Genomic DNA, 22,707 nt, shown 5'->3' on the forward strand with positions numbered 1-22,707 from the left:
GTGTTTTTTGCGCGAAAGCGAAGTGCTAACGTAGCGGCAGCAGCACGATGTTGGTCACGAAGGCGTTATCACAGGATGTGATGGTTTTAGCCTTCGTTCATCTATTGCTGATCCCCAAGGGGTCGCCCAGTCTCCACCTCATCAACCTATCTACTTTTTTAATAAATATCGTCTCCAACTTTTGGTGATGAGCCATTATAGCACTGAGCTTCATTTTGGCACACAGATGTTGGGCAAGAATTTATCACAGGCCGTCGCGCTAAAACCTTAAAATAATCGATTCTATTATGTACGAAGGACTTTATAAGTTTTGAGCTCCATTTAAAGGAATGGAGCTCAAGGAAGAATTTTTAATGAAAAATTTGTAAAAGAAATTATTAGGAGATGATTCAACTATGTTTTTAGCAATATTTGGCGCGATGGAGCAAGGAATCATCTATGCAATTATGGCACTTGGTGTGTATTTAACATTCCGCGTGTTAGATTTTCCGGATTTAACGGTTGATGGAAGCTTTGTAACAGGGGCAGCTACAGCAGCGACGATGATTCTGCTTGGCTACCACCCAATCTTAGCGACTTTAGTGGCAATTGTTGCTGGATTTATTGCTGGATGTATGACAGGAATTCTTCACACAAAAGGGAAAATAAATCCTCTATTATCGGGAATTTTAATGATGATTGCTTTGTATTCTATTAACCTACGTATAATGGGGTCAACTACAGAAAATACGATAGGTCGACCGAATATTCCGCTATTAAATTCAGAGACTTTATTTTCAAAGTTTCAAGCGTTTTGGAGTGATTTAGGAATCGATGCTGCTTTAAATAACCTATTACAAGGCTTCGGCGTTCAGCATCTACCTTCAACATGGAGTACGATAATCGTAGTATTGATCATCACGATTTTAATTAAGTTCATTGCAGACTGGTTCTTAAAAACAGAGGTTGGATTGGCTATTCGAGCAACCGGCGATAATAAACGCATGATTCGTAGCTTCTCGGCAAATACAGATACACTTATAATTCTAGGGCTAGGACTTTCTAATGCACTTGTTGCATTTTCTGGCGCTTTAATCGCACAATATTCGAAGTTCTCAGATGTCAGTATGGGAATTGGGATGATTGTGATCGGTCTTGCCTCTGTTATTATCGGCGAAGCAATTTTCGGTACAAAAACGATTATGCGCACTACTTTCGCTGTCATTGCTGGAGCGATCATTTACCGTATTATTTTAGCATTAGCATTACGAGTAGATTTCCTTGATTCAGGAGATATGAAATTAATAACGGCTATCATTGTTATTATAGCGTTGATTTTACCTCAATTTATTAATAAGAGTAAGGAACGCAAACGTAAGGTGAAGCGTGCGGCAGAGAGGACACGAGTAAAGACGGTTGAGCAGGGAGGGAAGGGCCTTGCTTAAATTAACCGGCATTAATAAGATTTTTAATGAAGGTACGCCTGATGAAAAAATTGCACTTGCAGAAATCAATTTGCACTTAAAGCCAGGGGATTTCGTCACAATTATCGGTAGTAATGGTGCTGGTAAATCGACCATGATGAATATGATTTCTGGTGCATTAACGCCAGACTTTGGCACAGTTTCAATTGATGGGAATGAGGTTACTGCTTTGCCAGAATATAAGCGTTCTCACTATATCGGTCGAGTATTCCAAGATCCGATGGCTGGCACAGCACCAACGATGACGATTGAGGAAAATTTAGCATTAGCTTACTCACGTAATAAGAGAAGAGGCATGCGCTTCGGTGTTGATAAAAAACGTCGAGAATTTTTCAAGGAATCATTGGAGATGTTGGGCTTAAATCTGGAAAATCGCCTATCTGCAAAAGTCGGCTTACTTTCGGGAGGGGAGCGTCAAGCTTTGTCTCTTTTGATGGCAACATTTACGAAGCCTTCGATTTTATTGCTAGACGAGCATACGGCGGCACTTGACCCATCTCGTGCAGAGTTAATCACACGTATTACGAAATATTTAGTCGAGAAAGACAGCTTAACGACATTGATGGTCACACACAATATGCAACAAGCATTAGACTTAGGAAATCGACTGATTATGATGGATAAAGGTCAAATCATTTTAGAGGTTGGCGAGGATCGCAAGCATGAACTAACCATCCCAGATTTGATGGCAGAGTTCGAACGTATCCGCGGAGAGAAAATGAACTCAGACCGTGCGTTACTAGGATAATGAATGATAAAACGCTCATACATAGGTATGGGCGTTTTTCTGCTAGATGTCGATATTTTTTAGAAGTTGGGTGATAAATTAAAAAAGTTGGTAGATAAATCGATAAAGTTGGTAGATAAATCAATAAAGTTGGTAGATAAACAATCAAAAGTTCTCGATAAATAAGCAAACTCTTTCGATAAAGTGCATTATAATCTAGCTAAAGGAGGTGAAAATATGCTACTGAAAAAACGGGAAGTCTCATCAAAGCAACTCGCATTAGAAATGATTGAAAGGAGGTTGACGAAATCTCACCCAAAGTCTACTTACTATCAAGAAATGCTAAATAGAACAAGAGCAGGGTATGCAGGTGAGCAAAGAGTAGATCAGGAATGGCAGGAAATCTATTTGGAGCAATGGCATTATTTATTGCATGATGTACAGCTTAAAGCTGAAGGTGGAGCAATACATCAAATGGATACATTATATATGTCGAGAAATTTTGTTTTAATAGTGGAAATTAAAAATATCGTGGGCCGTGTCGAATATATGGAAGATAATCATCAATTTGTTCGAATTACTTCTGATGGCAAAGTAGATGGCTTTAGAAATCCCTTTGATCAAGTGAAGCGGCATGCTAGATTTATGCGTCAGATTTTTCAAAAAGCGGGCTACCATATACCGATTGTATATATGATTGTCTCTGCAAATCCGAAAATGATTATGACGCCAAGTTTGTCAGCGCAACCGATTATTCATGTGAGTGGTTTGGCTGAAAAGATGGAGCACCTGTATAAGCAACATCAACAAGTTTGTTTGAGTGAAAAAGCTTTAAGAGAACTCTCGAAACATATTCTAAAGATGCATAAACCTACGCAATGGACACTGGATATGAAGATGGATGAACTAAAGAAAGGCGTAATATGTTCTAAGTGCGATTATCGATTTGTTATGCAATATCGTCAAGGTAAGTGGAGGTGTGAGAATTGTGGTGAGGTAGATAATCAAGCATTCAATGATGCACTGAAAGATTACCGTTATATGTATGGTGAATTGATATCGAACGGTTTATTTCAAGATTTTTTCGGAATCTCTTGCTCTAAAACGGTATATAAAATATTGAAGTCGTTACAGCTTCAAGAAGTAGGCGCAAAGAAGAATCGAAAGTATATTATTAAATAGTATAGTCTATCAATGCGGTCAGATAGACTGTATTTATTAAAATGTTCCGATAAATTAATGAAACATTCCGATAAAATCCGAAATTGTTCCGATAAATCTCAAAATTGTTCCGATAAATCACAAATTTATTCCGATAAACCTAAAAAAGCCACACTTACATAGTAAGTGTGACCCTGTATATTAGACTAGTAAGCCAAATAGTTGAATGTCGTTGTTTACTTCTTTGTATTTGAAGCCGAATTCATTCATGCGTGCTAGTAATCCTTCGTAATCTTCGCGATTGCCAAGCTCGATACCGACTAAGGCAGGACCACTTTCTTTGTTGTTTTTCTTTGTGTATTCGAAGGTTGTAATGTCATCATTTGGTCCTAGAACGCTTGTTAGGAATTGGCGAAGCGCGCCTGCACGCTGTGGGAAGTTAACGATGAAGTAGTATAGTAATCCTTCGTGAATTAAAGATTTCTCTTTAATCTCCTGCATACGGTCGATGTCATTATTACCACCACTAATGATGATAACGACTGATTTACCTTTAATCTCCTCTTTATAAGAGTCGAGTGCTGCTACTGATAATGCTCCAGCAGGCTCTGCGATAATGGCGTGTTTATTGTAAAGATCTAAAATTGTTGTACATACTTTTCCTTCTGGTACTAGTACGATGTCGTCTAAGTAGCGACGACAAACATCATATGTGTAATTACCGACGCACTTTACGGCAGCACCATCTACGAATTTGTCAATCCAATCAAGTGCCACTGCACCGCCTTCTGCAAATGCAGCCTTCATACTGCCCGCTCCAGCAGGCTCTACACCGATAATTTTACTATTAGGGGAGAGGTTTTTCACATAGGCAGAAACACCTGACATTAAGCCACCGCCACCAATACTACCAAACACGTAATCAATCGGTTCCTCCATGTCATTCATAATTTCAACTGCGACCGTTCCTTGTCCAGCAATGACATCAAAATCATCAAATGGGTGAATAAAGATTTTATCCTGTTCATTACAGTAAGCAAATGCACTTTCTGCAGCATCATCAAAGGTATCACCTGCTAAAATAATTTCTGTATAATCACGACCAAACATACGCACTTGGTCAATTTTTTGCTTAGGTGTTGTTTGAGGCATAAAAATACTTGCTTGAATTTTCAATTGTGCACAGGCATAGGCAACACCTTGGGCATGATTGCCTGCGCTTGCGCAAACAACGCCATTTTTACGAGCCTCTTCTTCAATTTTTTTAATCTTATAATAGGCACCACGAAGTTTAAATGAGCGTACGTGCTGTAAATCTTCGCGTTTAAAATAAATATTAGCTCCGTATTTCTCGGATAAATAGTCATTTTTTTGTAGCGGCGTGTGCACCACTACGTCTTTTAAGAAATGATGTGCAATCAAGATATTTTCTACCTGCACAGTTCTAGTTTCAGCAGCTTCCATAATATTCATCCTCCGATATCCGTATAAAACATTTATCTATGATAGCACATATTATAAGCATTATGTTATTAATTTTTAGTAAATTCTAAATTTTCGGTGTCTGTTTTATCTATGTAACTACAAAAAGGAGAATAATTAAATTTCTTCGAGAATTTTTTGTAGAAATAAAGGATGCACACATTTCCTCATAACGAAAATGGTCAAGCATATACTAGAATACCTTAGGACAAGTAGGAGGGTATGTAATTGGAAATCATTCAAGGAATTCTATCTACATACATGCAATTTTTTAATTGGGAAATGTGGAAAGAGATCTTATCTGACCCTGTATCTTGGGGGTTAATATCAACACTAATTGTAATAGAAGGTTTACTCTCGGCAGACAACGCACTTGTATTGGCGGTGCTAGTGAAGCATTTGCCAAACAAGCAACGCAAACGAGCATTAATGTACGGTATGTTGGGGGCCTATTTTTTCCGATTTTTATTTATCGGGATAGGTGTTTATTTGGTAGAATTTTGGTTTATTAAATTGCTAGGAGCCTTGTATTTAGGTTGGCTATGTGTCGCTCATTTCTTACAGGTTGGGGAAGCGGATAGTGCCAAGGAGATGAAAAAAACAGGGTTGTTGGTTCGTCTTTTTGGAACATTTTGGGCTACGGTGATTTCTGTTGAACTGATGGATATTGCCTTTTCAATTGACGCAATTTTTGCCGCTTTTGCGATATCCAATCAAATTTGGATATTACTAATCGGGGGAATGTTAGGTATTTTAATGATGAGAACTATTGCAGGTTTATTTTTAATCATTATTGAAAAAATACCTGAATTAGAGGCAACAGCATTTATTATTATTGGAATTATTGCACTGAAAATGTTAGCGAGCGTCATCGGTATTCACGTTCCACATTATATGTTTTTTGTTGTGTTAATTATTATTTTCTCTATAACTTTCATTATTCATTTTTTAAAAAAGATGAGAGTCGCATAATATAAAACGGTTCTGTTCTCAATGAAGAAAGAGGACAGAACCGTTTTGTTGTTGTAAAAGATTTATTGTTATTTTACATATTGATCAGGATTTATAATATAGAATTTTTCAATATTAAGCCAGCTTTCACTCATTGGCTCACCGTCATCGACACGTTTTTCTGTTTCTTGCATCATCCAAGCAGTTTGGGATGCATGTGCTTTTAATGCTTTAATTTTATCCATCTTCATTTCACTGATATCGTTGACGACATGTGGCTCTCCATTTTTTTCAATTGTATCATTTGCAAAGGCACAACCTAACACTTGTGGACGTGCAGCTTTTGGCATACGACGAACAGCTTCTACTACGGCACGCGCTGTTGCCTCATGGTCAGGATGCACTGCAAAACCAGGTAAGAATGTAAAAATAAGAGAAGGCATTAACTCTTCTATTAAACCTTCAACAAGCTTTACCACTTTTTCATCATCTTCAAATTCAATCGTTTTATCACGGAAACCAAGCATACGTAAATCTTGTATTCCCATAGCCTCTGCTGCTGCAACAAGCTCCTTACGTCGAATTTCTGGCAAAGATTCACGTGTTGCAAAAGGTGGATTTCCTAAATTACGACCCATTTCACCTAAAGTTAAACAGGCATATGTAACAGGTGTATTCATCTTCTTTGTATAATAGGCAATTGTTCCAGCAATTGAAAAAGCCTCATCATCTGGGTGAGGGTAAACAATTAAAATATGACGTTGTGGTTGTAAATTCAAAAAGTCGTCCCCCTTAATAAGTAAATGGCGTTTCGCTAATTTCGAGTGCAATCGCCAATTTACCTGAGTAGTCTAGTCCAGCCATTAATAAACGGCCTAAATCATCTAATTCAAAATGTGTGATGCCTTGAGCATAGACCCAGCCATGTGCCATTTTTAATCCGACACGATGAGGTGAATCATCTACCACTTTAGCAAGCTCATAGTTAATTTTAGCATTGCGAATAAAAGCACCTGCATTGAAAAATTTCTCATCATAGTGTGCTGCATAAGAACCGTTCGTCGTCTCAAGATGAATATAAACGTCTTTGTTGGCGAAAGAATTCAATAATTCCTGCAACGTCTTTACTTGTACTTCTTGCATCTTAACACTCCTCTCGATTATTTCTCCTTTAAGTATAGTTAAAAAAGATGACAAAGGGAAATCGAAAGGCTTTGTTGCCAACCAAATCATAATTGTTATTAACGAAATACAGAAATTTCTTTATTTTAAAAAAACTGTTTTCTACTATTATTAGGGTTAATTACTTGAAAAAACTATTTTGATGTATCAATATAGGACACATGAAACAGATTAATATAAATTGAATTGTGTCGTTATAATTTGTATGCGGTTTCATAAATAAAATATGGGGAGATTGATACTATGATTTATGCAAATCCTAATACTCCGGGTGCAGTAGTAAATTTCAAAGAAAAATATGATAACTTTATCGGTGGCGAATGGGTTCCTCCAGTAAAAGGTCAATACTTTGAAAATAAAACACCAGTAACAGGTCAAGTTTTCACAAAAGCAGCTCGTTCAACAGTTGAAGATATTGAGCTTGCTCTTGATGCAGCACACGCAGCAAAAGATGCATGGGGTAAAACAAGCGCAACTGAGCGTGCATCTATTTTAAATAAAATCGCAGATCGTATTGAAGAAAACTTAGAAATGATTGCTGTTGCAGAAACATGGGATAATGGTAAAGCAGTTCGCGAAACTTTAAACGCAGATATTCCTTTAGCGATTGATCACTTCCGTTATTTTGCAGGTGTTATCCGTGCACAAGAAGGACGTACAACTCAATTAGATAACGACACTGTTGCATACCACTTCCAAGAGCCACTAGGTGTAGTTGGCCAAATCATTCCTTGGAACTTCCCAATCTTAATGGCTGCTTGGAAAATTGCTCCTGCACTTGCAGCAGGTAACTGTATCGTGATGAAACCAGCTGAGCAAACGCCAGTTTCATTATTAGTGTTAATTGAAACAATTCAAGACATCCTACCAAAAGGCGTACTTAACATTGTAAACGGCTTTGGTGTTGAAGTTGGTAAACCACTTGCAACGAACAAAAGAATTGCAAAAGTTGCTTTTACTGGTTCAACAGCTGTTGGTCGCCAAATTATGCAATATGCAACTGAAAATATTATTCCTGTAACGTTAGAGCTAGGTGGTAAATCACCAAACGTATTCTTTGAGGACGTAATGGCTTCAGATGATGAATATTTAAATAAAGCAATTGAGGGCTTTGTGATGTTCGCATTAAACTCAGGTGAAATTTGTACTTGTCCTTCACGTGCACTTGTTCAAGAATCCATTTACGATAAATTCATTGAACTTGCATTAGAACGCGTAAAAGCTATTAAAATTGGTAATCCATTAGATACAGAAGTCATGATGGGGGCTCAAGCTTCTAACGAACAAAAACAAAAAATCCTTTCTTACCTTAAACTTGGTAAAGAAGAAGGTGCTGAGTGCTTAATAGGCGGAGAAGAAAATATTCTTGAAGGCGACCTTGCAGGAGGTAACTACATTAAACCAACAGTTTTCAAAGGTCACAATAAAATGCGTATCTTCCAAGAAGAAATCTTTGGTCCAGTGCTTGGCGTGACTACATTCAAAGATTTCGATGAAGCAATGGAAATTGCAAATGATACAGAATATGGTTTAGGTGCTGGTGTTTGGTCACGTTCTGGTGACATTGCTTACCGTGCAGGTCGAGCTATTCAAGCTGGTCGTGTTTGGACAAACACTTATCATCAATATCCAGCGGGTGCTGCATTTGGTGGGTTCAAACTTTCTGGTATCGGTCGTGAAAACCACGCAATGATGTTAGATCACTACCAACAAACTAAATGTCTTTTAGTAAGCTACAAAAAAGAAGCACAAGGATTTTTCTAATACCAAGGGATGAATAACAACATGGCAAAACGAGTTATTGCAACAAAAGAGGGTTTAAATTTGATAGAGCTAATTAAGAGTAGGCATGGCGCTATCATGTTTTATCAATCTGGAGGTTGCTGTGATGGCTCTGCACCGATGTGTTATGTAGAAGGGGATTTTAAAATTGGTGAAAACGATATCTATCTTGGTACAATAGGTGACGTTCCTTTTTACATTCATAGAGCGCAATATGAATATTTTAAGCATACGCAATTGATTATTCATGCGATTGAGGGCAGAGGTGCAAGTTTTTCTTTAGATAGTGTTGAAAATATGCATTTCATTACAAACTCTAGAGTATTCACAACAGAAGAGTATGAAGAAGTAATAAAACTCTTTTAATTGATTGCATCTTTTAATCTATGAAGATTTTTAAGCAATATTCTTGAAAAAATTATAGAAATATATCAATATAATGAGTGTGAAAGCAATTTTGTACAAAATGTGTCGTTTTGTATTGTATACGGTTTCACAAATGAAAAGATACTGACCATGATTTCTTCCTTAACTGACGGAAAGGCAGCGCATAATGTTGAAGGGAATTTTAAACTAGGTAATAACGAATTCTATCTTGGTACAATAGATGACGTTCCTTCAACATTGATATGTATAGCTGTAATTAGGGAAGAAGACTGAAAGCTCATTATCATAGTATGGTAAAAAAGCCGCGATTCTCTTTATGACGGAGAATCGCGGCTTTTTATAATTAGCGGTATTTTTGGGTATGTATTTATTAATATCGGTTGATTTTTCGTTCAATGGAATCTAGACGATTGTTGAGATGTGATAGATGCCTATGCATTTGTCTAAAAAGTACATTTTGATTTTGCGCGTCTGATGATCTTGATTGTTCAATTGCCTCTTCTTCCTGCAATGCTAAAATGTTGGAGAGGGTTGCTAATGAATACCCTATTGTCAAAACCATTGAAGATATTAATTCTACTTTCGTAGAGGTTATATTTCCGCCTTGGACACCTGTGTCTTCACCTAGGAGACCTGCTTCTTGAGCACCTAGGAAACTTGCTTGTGTATTTGGATCTGGGTCTTGTTGTTGTCTACGTCTTGCCATTTTTCTCCCTCCCATATAAAGCTAATATATGGCATATGAAGTAGTAGTGTATCTTGTCCTGAGCATTTGAAGAAATAAACCTTAAACCTCTGTTAAAATAAATATTCATAACTTTCTGGTATTTTAATTGATTTTCATGGAAAAATAAATCAATATGTAGAAATAAACAGTTGTTTTAGGGGGAATGGATATGAACAAAGACTTTAAATATTGTAAAGAATCTAGAGTTATGCGTACAAGTCGAGTTTTTCCGAATGATATTAATAATCATAATACACTGTTTGGCGGTCGATTAATGAGTGACATCGATCTAGTAGCTTCAATTTCCGCTGCTAAACATAGTCGTAGAGATTGTGTGACGGCCTCAACGGATTCTGTAGACTTCCTGCATCCAATACGCCCGACCGATTCTGTCTATTTCGAATCTTATGTAACGTGGACAGGGACATCTTCAATGGAAGTTTTCGTAAAGGTCATTTCAGAGAATTTGAAAATGGGAGAACGTAAGGTAGCGGCAACAGCGTTATTAACTTTTGTTGCATTAGATGAAAATAATAAACCAACCCCAGTTCCATTTGTCATTCCAGAAACAGTAGAGGAGACAAAGCTACATGAAACTGCATCTGAACGAGCGAAGGTGCGTGCAGAGCGTAAAAAGGAAAGTAAGGCATTGGCTCAATTCATTTCGATGAACGATCCGTGGGATTGCTCGAAATGAAGGAGAACTACTATATATAAATGAGGCATCTGAAACTAATCAGATGCCTCTTCATATTTAAATTTCTGTCACTGTTACTTGTGGTGCGCCAAAACGAGATTTTGCACCGTGCATAACAGGTCCTACATAGTCATTCAATGCCCAACCGTGAGCGATTGCTGCTGAAACGAATTCTTTTGCTTCAATTACAGCCTCTTGTACTGAAAGACCGTTTGCAAGGTTTGCTGTTACTGAAGCAGCAAATGTACAGCCAGCCCCATGATTATAAGTAGAAGCGACTTTTTCAGATTCTAATAAGTAGAATTTTGCACCGTCGAAGAATAAGTCAGTTGCTTTTTCAGTAGCTAACGCTTTTCCACCTTTAATCACAACAGCTTTAGCACCAAGGTCGTGAATTTTACGAGCTGCTATTTTCATTTCCTCGATAGTTTTTGGTGTTCCAGTTCCGGCTAATTGCCCAGCCTCAAACAAGTTAGGTGTTGTAACTGCAGCTAATGGTAAAAGATGTTGAATCATTGCATCTGTATTGCCAGGGTTTAATACTTCATCTTCTCCCTTACATACCATTACAGGGTCAATGACAACATTAGTCGTACCAGATTTTGCGATAGCATCACCTGCGATACGAATAATTTCTTCCGTTGATAGCATACCAGTCTTTACGGCGTCAATGCCTGTTGAAAGAGCAGTATCGATTTGTTTTTGCAAAAGCTCTGTTGGTAATGGCGTTACGTTATGAGTCCAACCGTTTGGATCCATTGTTACGACAACTGTTAATGCCACCATGCCATATGTGCCGTGTTCCTGAAATGTTTTAAGGTCAGCTTGCATACCTGCGCCACCTGATGTATCTGAACCAGCAATCGTTAAAGTTTTTTTAAGAACCATGTGGAATATCTCCTTTATAGATAAAAGTTTTAAAATTACCATCTAGTATAGTCCTATTCTGATGCTATAAAAATAGTCAGAGTTAGATATTTTTAGAAGGTCAGTTTAACTTCTTGATTCTGTGACATCTGCCGGAGGCTTTGAGCCAACATGATGTTGGTCGTTGCCACAGGACTTGGCGTTCTTAGACTGAGTTCCTCTATTTCAGAGGGTGTTCTGTTGCTGTCGCTGCGCTTTCGCACAAAAAACACTTGCAGGCCTAAGTACAAAGCCGATTCTGGACGCAATTATGCCAAGACATAATTGAACTGGATACTTGAATTCAACATTATTTTTTTGTACCGTTGTAAGAAGAGAAAGGGGCTTATATTACGATGAAAGAAGATTTCCCGAATGATTGGCGAGCAATACTTACAGAAGAAATAGAAAAGACATATTACACAAAGCTGCGTCAATTTGTAGCAGATGAATATTCAACAGAAACAATTTATCCTCCAATAAATGACATAATGAATGCATTTTATACGACGGCTTATCATGATGTAAAGGTCGTAATTTTAGGTCAAGATCCGTATCATGGACCAAACCAAGCACATGGATTAAGCTTTTCGGTCATGCCGGGAATCCCACATCCACCAAGCCTCCGAAATATGCTAAAGGAATTACAGGATGATCTTGGCTGTCCAATCCCTCAAAACGGAACATTAACAAAATGGGCACAGCAGGGAGTAATGTTATTAAATACTGTATTATCTGTTCGAGCAGGTCAGGCGAATTCTCATAAAGAACAAGGATGGGAGCAATTTACGGATGCTGTAATCGATAAATTAGCATCTAGAGATAAACCCATTATTTTTGTACTTTGGGGTAAACCAGCGCAACGAAAAAAGCTATTAATTCGCAAATACTCAACACCGCATTTAATTTTAGAAGCGCCACATCCAAGTCCACTTAGTGCTTATAGAGGTTTTTTCGGCAGTAAACCATATTCGAAGATCAATACACAGTTAGTGGAATGGGGAGAGCAACCAATTGATTGGAGTCTAGCATAGGTTGGCACAAATCGTTTATCTTCATTCAGCAAATGTTCTTGTAGCAAAAGCAAAGCGACAGCAACATTGTTTTTCTGTAGCGACAGCTACAATTACACCAAGGCGAAATTGATACACATGCATTCATCGTTTCATGTTACAGTTAATAATAGAAGAAAGTGAGGGACAACGATGAATGTAAATTGTTTCAAGTGTCAATATTTTAAAGTAACGTGGGACCCGCAAACTCCACGGGCCTGTGTAGCATATGGCTTTAAAACGAAGCAAATACCATCTGTTGTTGTTAAACAATCCTCTGGCACAGACTGTCTAAAATTTGTGCCAAAAGCAGAAAGTGGGAGAATGCAATGATTCCTTATCAAGCCGTTATTCAACAACTTGAAAAACAATTACTTGGTGTCAAAAATACTGGCGACGAACAACAAATTCGTGAAGCCTTAACAGCAATCCGTGCATTATGTGATGTGGTATTAGACTCATCTGACGGCATCTCTAAAGCCCCGTTAAAACATGTGCCACAAATGCTAGTGTCAGAGCCGAAGCAAACAAGCTTATATACAGCAAAAATTGAAGAAGAAGACGGAGCAAATGGTGATTCAATTTTTGACTTTTAATTATCTTCATTTAGCGAAGACTCCCACCTCTGAAGGTGGCAAGATGAATGCGGATGTGGTTCCTTTTCAGTAGGTGTCCCAACGCCTACTGAAATAGAAGAACCCAGTCTAAGAACGCCACGTCCTGTGGCAACGACTGAGTGACCAACATCATGCCGCTGACGCTTCGCTTTCGCGCAAAAGACATCTGTTGGCCCAAAGCTTCCGGGGATGTCACTGATTTTGACATGAATAAATACAAGGAAGTTAGCCTAAAATCTTCGCATCCTGCGAAAACGGCTAACTGACCTGCATCGTGCAGGCCTAAGCACAATTCAAAATACGGACCATTGCTGCGCGAAAGTGTAGTGATGATGGAAAATATTTCTTGTAGTGAAAGCGAAGCGACAGCTACAATACGCCAAGGCGAAATTGATAAAAGGTAGGGAAAATGACATGAAAAAATTTATCGTAACAGGTGCACTCCACGGCTTTTTAGCAGTGGCATTGGGTGCATTCGGTGCACATGCTTTAAAAGAGGTTCTAGACGATTATAGTCGCGGAATTTGGGAAACAGCCGTTCAGTACCAAATGTTTCATGCCACTGCTTTACTTGTGATTGGCATATTGATGAGCTCGAAACTACTAGGTGAAGTAAAGCAGTTAAATTTAGCTGGAATCTTTTTTAACCTAGGTATTGTCTTCTTTTCTGGAAGCTTATATGTACTGGCAATCAGCGGCGTGAAAGTTCTAGGTGCCATCACACCAATTGGTGGTGTTCTATTTTTAGCTGGCTGGGTTCTAATTATAGTTTCTGCCCTTAAACATGCTCGATAAAAGTTGAATATACAAAGTTACTCCTTTGCACTATGTGTGAGGGAGTTTTTGTTTTTAGAAACTACTAGTAATGGATCAAGAGAATTTTTCTTCGTAATGAACAATATAATTACTATAGAAAGGATAGTTTTAATTCCTATTGTTTTTGTAAGGATTTATAGTACACTGTTATTATCAAATAAGTTCGACAAATCGGAAGTGAGGTTTTGTGATATGGAGAAGCTTTTTACTTTGCTAGATAATAATTATGATGAAATGGTAGCGATTCGTCGTCATCTACATGAATATCCGGAAGTATCCTTTGAGGAAGTGGAAACTCCAGCGTATCTAGCTGCTTTTCATCGTGCGCTCGGACATGAGGTTCGTGAGCATGTAGGTGAACGTGGTGTTGTTGCTACTTTACGGGGAGGGAAGCCAGGTAAAACAGTGGCGTTGCGTGCTGATTTTGATGCACTGGCAATTCAGGAGGAAAATGAAGTCCCTTATAAGTCAAAAGTAGATGGTAAAATGCATGCATGTGGACATGATGGTCATACTGCAACATTACTAGGGCTTGCTAAAGCACTTAATGCAATAAAGGATGACATTGCAGGCAATGTAGTATTTATCCATCAGCATGCAGAAGAAATGGCACCAGGTGGGGCAAAGCCTATGATTGAAGATGGCTGTCTAGATGGGGTAGATGTTATTTTCGGTACACATTTATGGGCACCAACACCGTTAGGGGATATATTGGTGAGAGATGGAGCAATTATGGCTGCTGCGGATAAAGTGGAAATTACGATTCATGGCAAAGGTGGTCACGGTGCGGAACCTCATCATTCTATTGATGCAGTTACTCTTGCTTCACAGTTTGTAGTCAATGCACAGCAGATTATATCTCGTCGTATTGATCCATTAAAATCAGCCGTCTTAACAATTGGTCATTTGGAGGCGATTAATCCTTTCAATGTTATTGCCGAACGGGTAGTATTAGCTGGAACAGTCCGTACTTTTGAAGAGCAGGTACGAAAACAATTGGAGCAAGAACTTGAGGCCGTTTTGAATGCCACTTGTTTGGCTTTTGGTGCAAGCTATGATTATCGTTATACAAGAGGCTACCCACCTGTTTACAACCATGTGAAAGAAACGGAATTTATTGCACAACTTGCAGCAGATGTACCAGGAGTAGAAAATATTATAACGTGCCCACCATTTATGATTGGAGAGGACTTTGCGTATTATTTAGAGAATGTACCAGGTACATTTTTCTTCACAGGTGCTAAAAAGCCAGAGTGGGAAGTGGCATATCCTCACCATCATGCACGCTTTGACTTTGATGAACGTGCAATGTTGATTGCTGCCAAAACATTAGGAAAAGCAACATTGCAGTTTTTACAAGAAAATTAATAACAAGCTCTCCCCAAGGCTTGAGCTTTACATAAAAATTGGCATGCTAGGAGGTATCCTAACATGCCAATTTTTTCGATTTAATGGCAAATATCCAAGTAGATTCCTCTTTTTCATTCGAAAAACGTTTACGACGCAAACAAGGATACGAAACCCAATTTGGAGTCTAGCGAAACATGCAATGCAACGTTGCTCATTGATTTTGCTCTTTTCTTACTCTCACATTTAGAGGAGTGGAGTTTTACCATATAAGAAAATATGAATTAGAAGACTTTTGAAAAGTTCACTTCAATTATGGATTTTGGTTAAAATAAGCCATTTCTTCATCATATTCAGCAAAATCAAAGTAAATCATTGGGAATAGGAAACGATGATTCGATTTGAGTTCACGTAAAATAACATGGTCTCGACCAGCAGCTTCTACAACGCCTCGCACTATTTTCGTGTTTTTTCCTGGCTCAACCGCATGCTCGAAGGAAAAATGGAAAGTACCAGGCTTTCCGCGATTCAAACGAAAAATATTTTCAATATACGATTGCTCCCGTCCAGGTGGTCGTGCTCCAGTCGTCTGTGGAGGCATTACCTGTGGAGGCATTTGTTGTTGCGTTGTCGGTGTCCAATAATAAGGCATCATAAGTTATCAACCTTCTTTCTTTTAGATTTGAGGACAATCTTCTTCGGTTGGCGAGAAGAAGCAATGTGCTTTGAATCTTCCCGTGTTCCACTGACTATACCATTGTGCTGGACAATCTCCTTCAGGTCTGAAAAACCAAAGCGAACGAGTCGCCGAATGGAATCTTTCGCCTTGAATAGCTCTCTTCGCTAATCGAAGGCCTTGATCACGTGCTCGCTGATAAAAATAGCTTTTTTGTGTCGCTTCAAAGGCCCCAGGACGCTGAAAAAGCATTTGTTCAATTGTACGAACATCCGTAAAATCTAAACAATCGGCTCGTACACGATTGACGCCAACATTGCCGACCATTAGCAACCTAAATTTCCTTCACCTTCTGCCTCAGAGCGCATAAGCCTTGCAAGCATGGCTGTTTGTGCATCATTCGTCTTTATAACGGCGATTTTCACTCCTCCTCGCAGACAGTATATGCATGATGGTATTGTAGACATGTTCAATTTTAATGAAAGAAATTCACAATTAAAAAATGCTAAGCATATATTAGTAATAACGAGTAGTCTGAAAAAGAGGGACGGCTTTTAAAAAAAATTTCAACACCAAACATATGTCATGTAAATGGAGTGGGGTTGGGTGACTCCTTGTGAATCAGCAATAGAGGAACGAAGGCTAAAACCATCACGTCCTGTGATCACGCCTTCGTGACCAACTTCGGTGTTGCTGCCGCTTCGCTTTCGCGCAAAAAACATCTGTTGGCCCGAGACCCGAGACCCTAGAGCGCAGCTGCTGCTACGCTCTCAGAGAAAACATTTTTTACCCCTACGCCCTGAGGAAACCTCCTGGCCGGAACGGAAATCAACCCCACGTTATGGTGATCAGCCTAAATTTTATAAAAATGGATAAAGAGAGAATAGAAAATATAATGGGGAACATGGGAAAGAAATTGCATGTGTAGTGAATACATGTGAGGTGACAAGGTATGGAGATTGGTGTTTGGGTAGGTATTTTGATAAGTGCAGTGCTGGCATTTTTAGTAGGGAGTTTTTACGGACAGCCACTCCATTGGTATCTATTTATATTAATAATCGTAGTAGGATTTTTCATTAATACGATAATATTAATTTTGAAGGTTAAGGATGAAAGGTCTTAAGGTGAGAAAAATAAGAAAGTGTCATCGTAGTGGATGACACTTTCTTATTTTTTTGTTAAATTTTTTTGAATAAGTAGATAATATCTAATGTTTTGCAAGTATATTAAAAATAAACTGTGACATACTAAAGTGGAAATTTATTTTTTGCTTTCATGAAGGAGTGTTACAATGCAGACTTTTGGTACATTTGTAGCAATTATCATAAGTGCATTCATAGCAATTGGTATAGCAGAATACTATCATCAACCATATAATTGGTATTTAGTTTTCCTTATGATTCTAACTGGTTTTTTTATTCATACAATTATTTTAATATTGGAATCAGAGAACAGCGAAGAAAATGAATATTAAAAAATGCGAGTCCGCTACAATGGACTCGCATTTTTATCTTCATTCAGCAGAAGACTCCCACCTCATGAAGTCAGTGAGATGAAAGCCGATGTGGTTCCTTTTCCAAACATCTACTGAAATAGAGGAACTCAGGCTAAAAACTTCACATCCTGTAAAAACACCTGAGTGGTCAACCTCGTGCCGCTGACGCTTCACTTTCGCGCAAAAAACATTTGTTGGCCAAAAGCCTCCGGACGTAATTACGCCAAGGCGAAATTGATATTTAAAAGCGTTTTAGACAGTTAAGAATTTCACTAGTTTTTCGTTATCAAGAAGGTTACCAACGAAGAATGCACCGAACTCACCGTAGCGAGCTGAAACTTCATCAAAACGCATTTCATATACTAATTTTTTGAATTGTAATACGTCATCTGCGAATAGTGTTACGCCCCATTCGTGATCGTCGAAGCCAACAGAACCAGTAATGATTTGTTTAACTTTACCAGCATAGCCACGACCAATCATACCGTGAGAACGCATTAGAGATTTGCGTTCATCCATTGAAAGCATATACCAGTTGTCATTGCCTTGACGACGCTTATCCATTGGATAGAAGCATACATGCTTAGCACGTGGAAGTTCAGGATATAGACGAGCTCGCACATGTGGGTTTTGGTAAGGATCTTCGTCTGAATCACCTGCTAAATAGTTAGAAAGCTCAACAACAGATACATATGAATATGTAGGAATTGTAAAATCAGCAATCGCCAATTTATTGAATTCAGCTTCAAGCTCTTGTAGCTCTTCCATTGTTTCGCGTAATGTCATAATCATAAAGTCAGCTTTTTGACCAACAATTGCGTAAAATGCATGGGCACCTGTTTTAGCGATATCAGCCTCGTTTAATTTTTCTAAATACGCAATGAATTCTTCTACTGCTGCTTGGCGTTCCTCAGCAGAAACTAGTTTCCATGAAGCCCAGTCGATTGAGCGGAAATCATGTAAAGCGTACCAACCATCTAAAGTAATTGCTGCTTCATTCATTATTAAAAACACTCCTTTATAAGTGAATACCATTCAAATTTCAGTTTATCATAGTTTGTACAAAATCCCTAAGTTCATGATAGCATTTCACGAATTTGACACCTTCCATAGATAATGTATTCTAAAGAGAATAGATGTAAATAGAGGAGCTCCAATCATGAAAAGTATTTTACAACAGCCAATTTGGCGTTTTTACGATCAATCCATTAGCGCGAAGCAAAGATCGCCACTTGAATCCTTCGCAACCGACGATACTTTATGTCAGCTAGTTGGGCAATTAGCTTCTCCACCAACTATTCGTACATGGGTACATGATGCATCTGTTGTGCTTGGTATTCAGGATCACCGTTTACCATATGTGCAGCAGGGCATGGACTTACTCAAAGAACGTGGCTATCATCCTATTGTACGAAATTCAGGCGGATTAGCAGTTGTGCTTGATGAAGGTGTATTAAATATTTCAATTGTTTTATCTGAACAAACGGAAGCGCTAAGCATTAATGATGGCTATGATGTAATGGTAGCTCTAGTAAAAGGATTGTTCCCTGAAGTAGCGGATAAAATTGAAGCCTATGAAATTGTAGGATCCTATTGCCCAGGTTCCTATGATTTAAGTATTGAAGGAAAGAAATTTGCCGGTATTTCTCAAAGACGTTTACGTCAAGGGGCAGCCGTGCAAATATATTTATGTATAGAAGGAAGCGGTTCAGATCGAGCTGCACTCATTCGTGACTTTTATAATGAAAGTCTAAGAGGAGAGGAAACAAAATTTACGTATCCTAACATTGTCCCTGATGTGATGGCCTCATTATCCGAACTAATTGATGCATCATTAACAGTGGAAGCCGTTGGGATCCGTTTACAGCAGCTTCTTCACAATATGGCGGAAGAAATTCGAGTTGAATCTTTTCATGATGAAGAATTAACACTATATGCGTTTTATTTACAACGTGTTTTAGAACGTAATAAGAAAATGCTTGAACAAAAGTGAAGTTAAACTTTAATCAGTGAACGCGAGATAGATTGTTTCAAAGAAAAAAGCGATGCTGCTAATTAAGCGCATCGCCATTTTCTTGTGTATAAGGGCTACTTACAACAAGATTTCCGTTTTTCTCCATTTTGAAAACAGGTGCAATTCGTTCTTCCTCTTCATCTAGTGTTACTAGTCGTCTAGCACGGTTCATAATTTGAACAAATTGCTCGTAATCTTTTCGAATAGCTCTATTTTCCTCTTCTAGCTGTGTAATTGTTTTCTCTAGTTTTTTATTTTTCTCAGATGTTACGTGTACTAGTTGTCTCCATTTTGCAGACTCATTACCTATTTCACCAGAGTGTTGTAAACGTAGTAAATAGGCTATAACAATATCAAGATTTAATGCAGATAAAGGAATTGATTTGCCCTCTGCAGCACTACTATTAACTGTAAACATACTAGAAGCACGGCGTCTTGCTGGAGCTCCTAATACTCGCATTCTTTCTTTTCGTTCTTTTTTTGCTTCTGATAATTGTTCCTCGAATTCTTTACGAACAACAGCATTCCAACGAAAACCACATGCAGCAGCAGTACGATTTAAAGCATCACCAGCTTCTTCAAAGGCATTTAATTGTGTACTACCTTCCGTCACATGGCGAATTACCGCCTCTGCTAATAATTCATCGTTTTCTTCTAACCAAGCATCTTGTCTTATTTTACTCATATTTAAATCCTCCCACCTTTATTTGGAACTTTTATTTACAACTAGCATGACCAATCTTTTAACCTTTTATTCATCTATGTGAAAGGAATTATGCTTGAATACAAGGGGAAAAATGCGATACAATACCCGATGTAGGTTTGTACGTATGCTACATACTTAAATATGTGAAAGTCATACGTTCCATAGAAACGACTTTTTGAATCAATTTTGCCTCGGCATAATTGCGTCCGGAATCGGCTTTGTGCTTGCACAAAGAACTCCATTCTGATTCCGTGACATCCGCCGGAGGCTTTAACTTCTTTCAGCGGATGATTGGATACCCGCTCTGAAAAGAGATTAAAAAACGCATTCATTTCACCACCTATAGAGGTGGGAGACTTTCAGCTGAAAGAAGTTACAAAAATACTATATAGAAAGGGTTGTTGACAAAATGGCAAACGAATTCAAAGTTTGCGATGAATGTCAGGCCGTTAACTTAAAAACGTTAATTCCAAAATTAAAGGAAATCGATCCTGATGCAACCATCGAAATTGGCTGTCATTCCTATTGTGGCCCAGGACGTAAAAAAACATTTACCTTTGTAAATAGCCGTCCTGTTGCTGCATTAACGGAAGAAGAACTAATGGAAAAGGTTTTAGCAAAGTTAAAAAAATAAGTAAAACAAAACGCTATCTTCACTAGTCTAGTTGGAGATAGTTTTTGTTTTTTTTTGCATTATTAATATTTACTGATAGAAGAATTAGAGCGAAGGATAGAATCGTTGAAGCGATGGATAGAAGAGTCAGAGCGACGGATAGAACCATCGAAGTGACGGAAAACTATCCGTCGCATGGGAATTAGGTCAATAGAATCCTAAATTAAGACGAGAATACAGCGAGTTAGGTTGATAGTCTCTATAATTAAAAGGAAATATGTATGCTAGTCCTATATTTATCGCATATAATAGAACAAATAAGAAACGGGGGTGCTGTACAATTGACACATTATGCAAAAGCTAAATTACAAGAGGAAAAAGTATTCAAGGATCCAGTGCATCGCTATGTGCATGTACGGGATCAAGTGATTTGGGATCTAGTTGGCACGAAAGAGTTTCAGCGATTACGTCGAATTCGCCAGCTCGGTACAACGTTTTTAGTATTCCATGGAGCGGAGCATAGCCGCTTTAGTCACTCGCTTGGCGTTTACGAAATTGTACGCCGCATAGTAGATGACATATTTGCAGGTCGTCCTGAATGGGATGAGGATGAACGACTGCTTGTGCTTTGTGCAGCCCTATTACACGATTTAGGGCATGGGCCATTTTCACACGCTTTTGAAAATGTCTTTGAGCTTGATCATGAATTTTATACAAGACAAATTTTGCTCGGCGACACAGAAGTAAATGCAGTATTAAGAAAAGTATCGGCTGATTTTCCGGAGAAAGTATCACAGGTAATTGAAAAAACATATCCGAATAAGCAAGTCGTCAGTTTAATATCGAGTCAAATAGACGCTGATCGTATGGATTACTTACAGCGTGATGCTTATTTCACTGGCGTAAGCTATGGTCATTTTGATATGGAACGTATTTTAAGAGTGATGCGTCCTCGAAAAAATCAGGTCGTTATTAAGGCGACGGGCATGCATGCGGTTGAGGATTATATAATGAGCCGCTATCAAATGTACTTACAAATTTATTTCCACCCAGTATCTCGCAGCGCAGAAGTTGTTTTAAATAATATTTTAAAACGTGCTAAACAATTAAGCTTGACTGGTTACAAATTTAAGCACGAGCCTACACACTTTTTAGCATTTTTCCGCAACTCAATTACGCTTGAGGATTATCTTGCATTAGATGAAAGTATTCTTTTTACCTATTTTCAGCTTTGGATGCAAGAGGAAGATGCTATATTAAGTGACTTAAGCCGCCGTTTTGTTAATCGAAAGCTATTTCAATACATCGATTTAGACCCAGGTGTAGAGCTAGATAAATACCAAAAACTCCAAGAACTCTTCAGGCAAGCTGATTTAAATCCAGAATATTACCTTGTCCATGATACGACGGCAGATTTACCTTATGACTTTTACCGACCTGGAGAGGAAGAAGTGCGTGTTCCTATTTTCTTAGAAATGAAAAATGGAGAACTACGAGAGCTATCGCGTGAATCTATTATTGTTGATTCTATTTCTGGCCGCATGAAGCGAGATCATAAAGTTTATTTCCCACTAGATTTCTTAGAAGACGACAGTACCCATCCTGTTATTAAGAAGCAAATATTAACCTTGCTTCAAGGACAGGGGAAAAATTAAAAAAATTTTTTTTATGTATAAAAGTGTGTATATAAAATAAATAAAATGAATAGCATTCTAACATACTATTGTGAAAAACAGTGAAAGTACTCTAATTGAGTTATTTTCGCTGTTTTTTGTCGTTGTATAAAGATGAAAAAAGTGGAAAATATATAAAATGTTTCAGAAACTTATGAATAGAAAGTCCGTGATTGTTTAGAAAATGTTTAGTATTATTTCATATAATGAGTCGAAAACCCTAATGTGAGTGA

26 protein-coding genes and 1 pseudogene are annotated in these 22,707 nt (G+C 38.1%); 18 read left to right on the plus strand and 9 right to left on the minus strand.

All coding sequences use genetic code 11. From position 1 onward, the window contains the following. The first annotated feature begins 395 nt into the window (after positions 1 to 395). From ACZ11_RS18095 to ACZ11_RS18105, 3 genes are all read left to right on the plus strand, one after another. The gene (locus tag ACZ11_RS18095; protein ID WP_049667941.1) at positions 396 to 1,424 is read left to right on the plus strand and encodes an ABC transporter permease; all 1,029 of its coding nucleotides are present in this window, start codon (positions 396 to 398) and stop codon (positions 1,422 to 1,424) included. Continuing rightward, positions 1,417 to 2,211: an ABC transporter ATP-binding protein gene (locus ACZ11_RS18100; protein WP_049667942.1), complete on the plus strand. Its 795-nt coding sequence runs from the start codon at positions 1,417 to 1,419 to the stop codon at positions 2,209 to 2,211. Before ACZ11_RS18095 ends, ACZ11_RS18100 begins: the two co-directional genes overlap by 8 nt. A gap of 216 nt (positions 2,212 to 2,427) precedes the next feature. After that, positions 2,428 to 3,372: a nuclease-related domain-containing protein gene (locus ACZ11_RS18105; RefSeq protein ID WP_049667943.1), complete on the plus strand. Its 945-nt coding sequence runs from the start codon at positions 2,428 to 2,430 to the stop codon at positions 3,370 to 3,372. Positions 3,373 to 3,552: 180 nt separating this feature from the next. On the opposite strand, the gene ilvA is transcribed toward ACZ11_RS18105, so the two are convergent. Further along, on the minus strand, positions 3,553 to 4,815 hold the full coding sequence (ilvA, locus tag ACZ11_RS18110) for a threonine ammonia-lyase IlvA (protein WP_049667944.1): 1,263 nt from the start codon (positions 4,813 to 4,815) through the stop codon (positions 3,553 to 3,555). Positions 4,816 to 5,061: 246 nt separating this feature from the next. On the opposite strand from ilvA, the gene ACZ11_RS18115 reads away from it, so the two are divergent. Next, entirely contained in the window at positions 5,062 to 5,805 is a 744-nt protein-coding gene (locus tag ACZ11_RS18115) for a TerC family protein (protein WP_049667945.1), read from the plus strand. A 68-nt stretch (positions 5,806 to 5,873) separates the two neighbouring features. On the opposite strand, the gene bshB2 is transcribed toward ACZ11_RS18115, so the two are convergent. After that, on the minus strand, positions 5,874 to 6,563 hold the full coding sequence (bshB2, locus tag ACZ11_RS18120; protein WP_049667946.1) for a bacillithiol biosynthesis deacetylase BshB2: 690 nt from the start codon (positions 6,561 to 6,563) through the stop codon (positions 5,874 to 5,876). Between the two features lie 13 nt (positions 6,564 to 6,576). Beyond that, positions 6,577 to 6,927 carry a YojF family protein gene (locus ACZ11_RS18125; RefSeq protein ID WP_049667947.1) on the minus strand — a complete coding sequence of 117 codons (351 nt, stop codon included), beginning with the start codon at positions 6,925 to 6,927 and terminating at the stop codon, positions 6,577 to 6,579. Positions 6,928 to 7,209: 282 nt separating this feature from the next. Between ACZ11_RS18125 and exaC the strand changes: the two genes are divergently transcribed. Together exaC and ACZ11_RS18135 are read left to right on the plus strand one after the other, a co-directional pair. Continuing rightward, a complete protein-coding gene (exaC, locus tag ACZ11_RS18130; protein WP_049667948.1) occupies positions 7,210 to 8,730 on the plus strand; it encodes an acetaldehyde dehydrogenase ExaC in 1,521 nt (506 codons plus the stop codon). Positions 8,731 to 8,751: 21 nt separating this feature from the next. After that, positions 8,752 to 9,114 (plus strand): DUF779 domain-containing protein, encoded by a 363-nt coding sequence (locus tag ACZ11_RS18135; protein WP_049667949.1) that lies wholly within the window; start codon positions 8,752 to 8,754, stop codon positions 9,112 to 9,114. Between the two features lie 391 nt (positions 9,115 to 9,505). Here the strand turns inward: ACZ11_RS18135 and ACZ11_RS18140 are convergent, their stop codons facing one another. Further along, on the minus strand, positions 9,506 to 9,841 hold the full coding sequence (locus tag ACZ11_RS18140) for a hypothetical protein (protein ID WP_236690905.1): 336 nt from the start codon (positions 9,839 to 9,841) through the stop codon (positions 9,506 to 9,508). Positions 9,842 to 10,031: 190 nt separating this feature from the next. Between ACZ11_RS18140 and ACZ11_RS18145 the strand changes: the two genes are divergently transcribed. Continuing rightward, positions 10,032 to 10,559: an acyl-CoA thioesterase gene (locus ACZ11_RS18145; protein WP_049667950.1), complete on the plus strand. Its 528-nt coding sequence runs from the start codon at positions 10,032 to 10,034 to the stop codon at positions 10,557 to 10,559. Between the two features lie 57 nt (positions 10,560 to 10,616). On the opposite strand, the gene thiD is transcribed toward ACZ11_RS18145, so the two are convergent. After that, complete coding sequence (gene thiD / locus ACZ11_RS18150; protein ID WP_049667951.1) at positions 10,617 to 11,447, minus strand: bifunctional hydroxymethylpyrimidine kinase/phosphomethylpyrimidine kinase; 831 nt, start codon at positions 11,445 to 11,447, stop codon at positions 10,617 to 10,619. 374 nt (positions 11,448 to 11,821) lie between these two features. Between thiD and ACZ11_RS18155 the strand changes: the two genes are divergently transcribed. The 5 genes from ACZ11_RS18155 (at position 11,822) to ACZ11_RS18175 (ending at position 15,318) form a co-directional block, all read left to right on the plus strand. Then, positions 11,822 to 12,499, plus strand: coding sequence for a uracil-DNA glycosylase (locus ACZ11_RS18155; RefSeq protein WP_049667952.1), 678 nt, complete (start codon positions 11,822 to 11,824; stop codon positions 12,497 to 12,499). 171 nt (positions 12,500 to 12,670) lie between these two features. Continuing rightward, complete coding sequence (locus tag ACZ11_RS27105) at positions 12,671 to 12,850, plus strand: hypothetical protein (RefSeq protein ID WP_049667953.1); 180 nt, start codon at positions 12,671 to 12,673, stop codon at positions 12,848 to 12,850. Then, positions 12,847 to 13,113 (plus strand): YwdI family protein, encoded by a 267-nt coding sequence (locus tag ACZ11_RS18165; protein WP_049667954.1) that lies wholly within the window; start codon positions 12,847 to 12,849, stop codon positions 13,111 to 13,113. The genes ACZ11_RS27105 and ACZ11_RS18165 overlap by 4 nt, the downstream gene beginning before the upstream one ends. Positions 13,114 to 13,548: 435 nt before the next feature. Next, positions 13,549 to 13,929 carry a DUF423 domain-containing protein gene (locus ACZ11_RS18170; protein WP_049667955.1) on the plus strand — a complete coding sequence of 127 codons (381 nt, stop codon included), beginning with the start codon at positions 13,549 to 13,551 and terminating at the stop codon, positions 13,927 to 13,929. Positions 13,930 to 14,142: 213 nt separating this feature from the next. After that, positions 14,143 to 15,318 (plus strand): M20 family metallopeptidase, encoded by a 1,176-nt coding sequence (locus ACZ11_RS18175; RefSeq protein WP_049667956.1) that lies wholly within the window; start codon positions 14,143 to 14,145, stop codon positions 15,316 to 15,318. A gap of 292 nt (positions 15,319 to 15,610) precedes the next feature. Here ACZ11_RS18175 and gerQ read toward each other — a convergent pair whose 3' ends face one another. Together gerQ and ACZ11_RS18185 are read right to left on the minus strand one after the other, a co-directional pair. After that, a complete protein-coding gene (gene gerQ, locus ACZ11_RS18180) occupies positions 15,611 to 15,952 on the minus strand; it encodes a spore coat protein GerQ (protein WP_082172840.1) in 342 nt (113 codons plus the stop codon). A 21-nt stretch (positions 15,953 to 15,973) separates the two neighbouring features. Next, positions 15,974 to 16,356: pseudogene (locus tag ACZ11_RS18185) on the minus strand (cell wall hydrolase). A gap of 569 nt (positions 16,357 to 16,925) precedes the next feature. Between ACZ11_RS18185 and ACZ11_RS26700 the strand changes: the two are divergent. Beyond that, positions 16,926 to 17,096, plus strand: a complete 171-nt coding sequence (locus tag ACZ11_RS26700; protein WP_049667957.1) for a hypothetical protein — start codon at positions 16,926 to 16,928, stop codon at positions 17,094 to 17,096. Between the two features lie 168 nt (positions 17,097 to 17,264). Beyond that, positions 17,265 to 17,447, plus strand: a complete 183-nt coding sequence (locus tag ACZ11_RS18195; protein WP_049667958.1) for a hypothetical protein — start codon at positions 17,265 to 17,267, stop codon at positions 17,445 to 17,447. 273 nt (positions 17,448 to 17,720) lie between these two features. On the opposite strand, the gene hemQ is transcribed toward ACZ11_RS18195, so the two are convergent. Further along, positions 17,721 to 18,470 (minus strand): hydrogen peroxide-dependent heme synthase, encoded by a 750-nt coding sequence (gene hemQ / locus ACZ11_RS18200; RefSeq protein WP_049667959.1) that lies wholly within the window; start codon positions 18,468 to 18,470, stop codon positions 17,721 to 17,723. Positions 18,471 to 18,627: 157 nt separating this feature from the next. Here hemQ and ACZ11_RS18205 point away from each other — a divergent pair, with 157 nt between their 5' ends. After that, positions 18,628 to 19,461, plus strand: coding sequence for a lipoate--protein ligase family protein (locus tag ACZ11_RS18205; RefSeq protein WP_049667960.1), 834 nt, complete (start codon positions 18,628 to 18,630; stop codon positions 19,459 to 19,461). A gap of 58 nt (positions 19,462 to 19,519) precedes the next feature. Here the strand turns inward: ACZ11_RS18205 and ACZ11_RS18210 are convergent, their stop codons facing one another. Beyond that, positions 19,520 to 20,167 (minus strand): RsfA family transcriptional regulator, encoded by a 648-nt coding sequence (locus tag ACZ11_RS18210; protein WP_049667961.1) that lies wholly within the window; start codon positions 20,165 to 20,167, stop codon positions 19,520 to 19,522. Between the two features lie 430 nt (positions 20,168 to 20,597). Here ACZ11_RS18210 and ACZ11_RS18215 point away from each other — a divergent pair, with 430 nt between their 5' ends. The 3 genes from ACZ11_RS18215 (at position 20,598) to ACZ11_RS18220 (ending at position 22,456) form a co-directional block, all read left to right on the plus strand. Next, positions 20,598 to 20,822 carry a DUF1450 domain-containing protein gene (locus tag ACZ11_RS18215; RefSeq protein ID WP_049667962.1) on the plus strand — a complete coding sequence of 75 codons (225 nt, stop codon included), beginning with the start codon at positions 20,598 to 20,600 and terminating at the stop codon, positions 20,820 to 20,822. Positions 20,823 to 20,866: 44 nt separating this feature from the next. After that, positions 20,867 to 21,007 (plus strand): hypothetical protein, encoded by a 141-nt coding sequence (locus ACZ11_RS26430; protein ID WP_161804480.1) that lies wholly within the window; start codon positions 20,867 to 20,869, stop codon positions 21,005 to 21,007. A gap of 75 nt (positions 21,008 to 21,082) precedes the next feature. Further along, the gene (locus ACZ11_RS18220; RefSeq protein WP_403089592.1) at positions 21,083 to 22,456 is read left to right on the plus strand and encodes an HD domain-containing protein; all 1,374 of its coding nucleotides are present in this window, start codon (positions 21,083 to 21,085) and stop codon (positions 22,454 to 22,456) included. The last annotated feature ends 251 nt before the right edge of the window (positions 22,457 to 22,707 follow it).

The organism is Lysinibacillus xylanilyticus, from assembly GCF_001183605.1.
Classification (GTDB): domain Bacteria; phylum Bacillota; class Bacilli; order Bacillales_A; family Planococcaceae; genus Lysinibacillus; species Lysinibacillus xylanilyticus.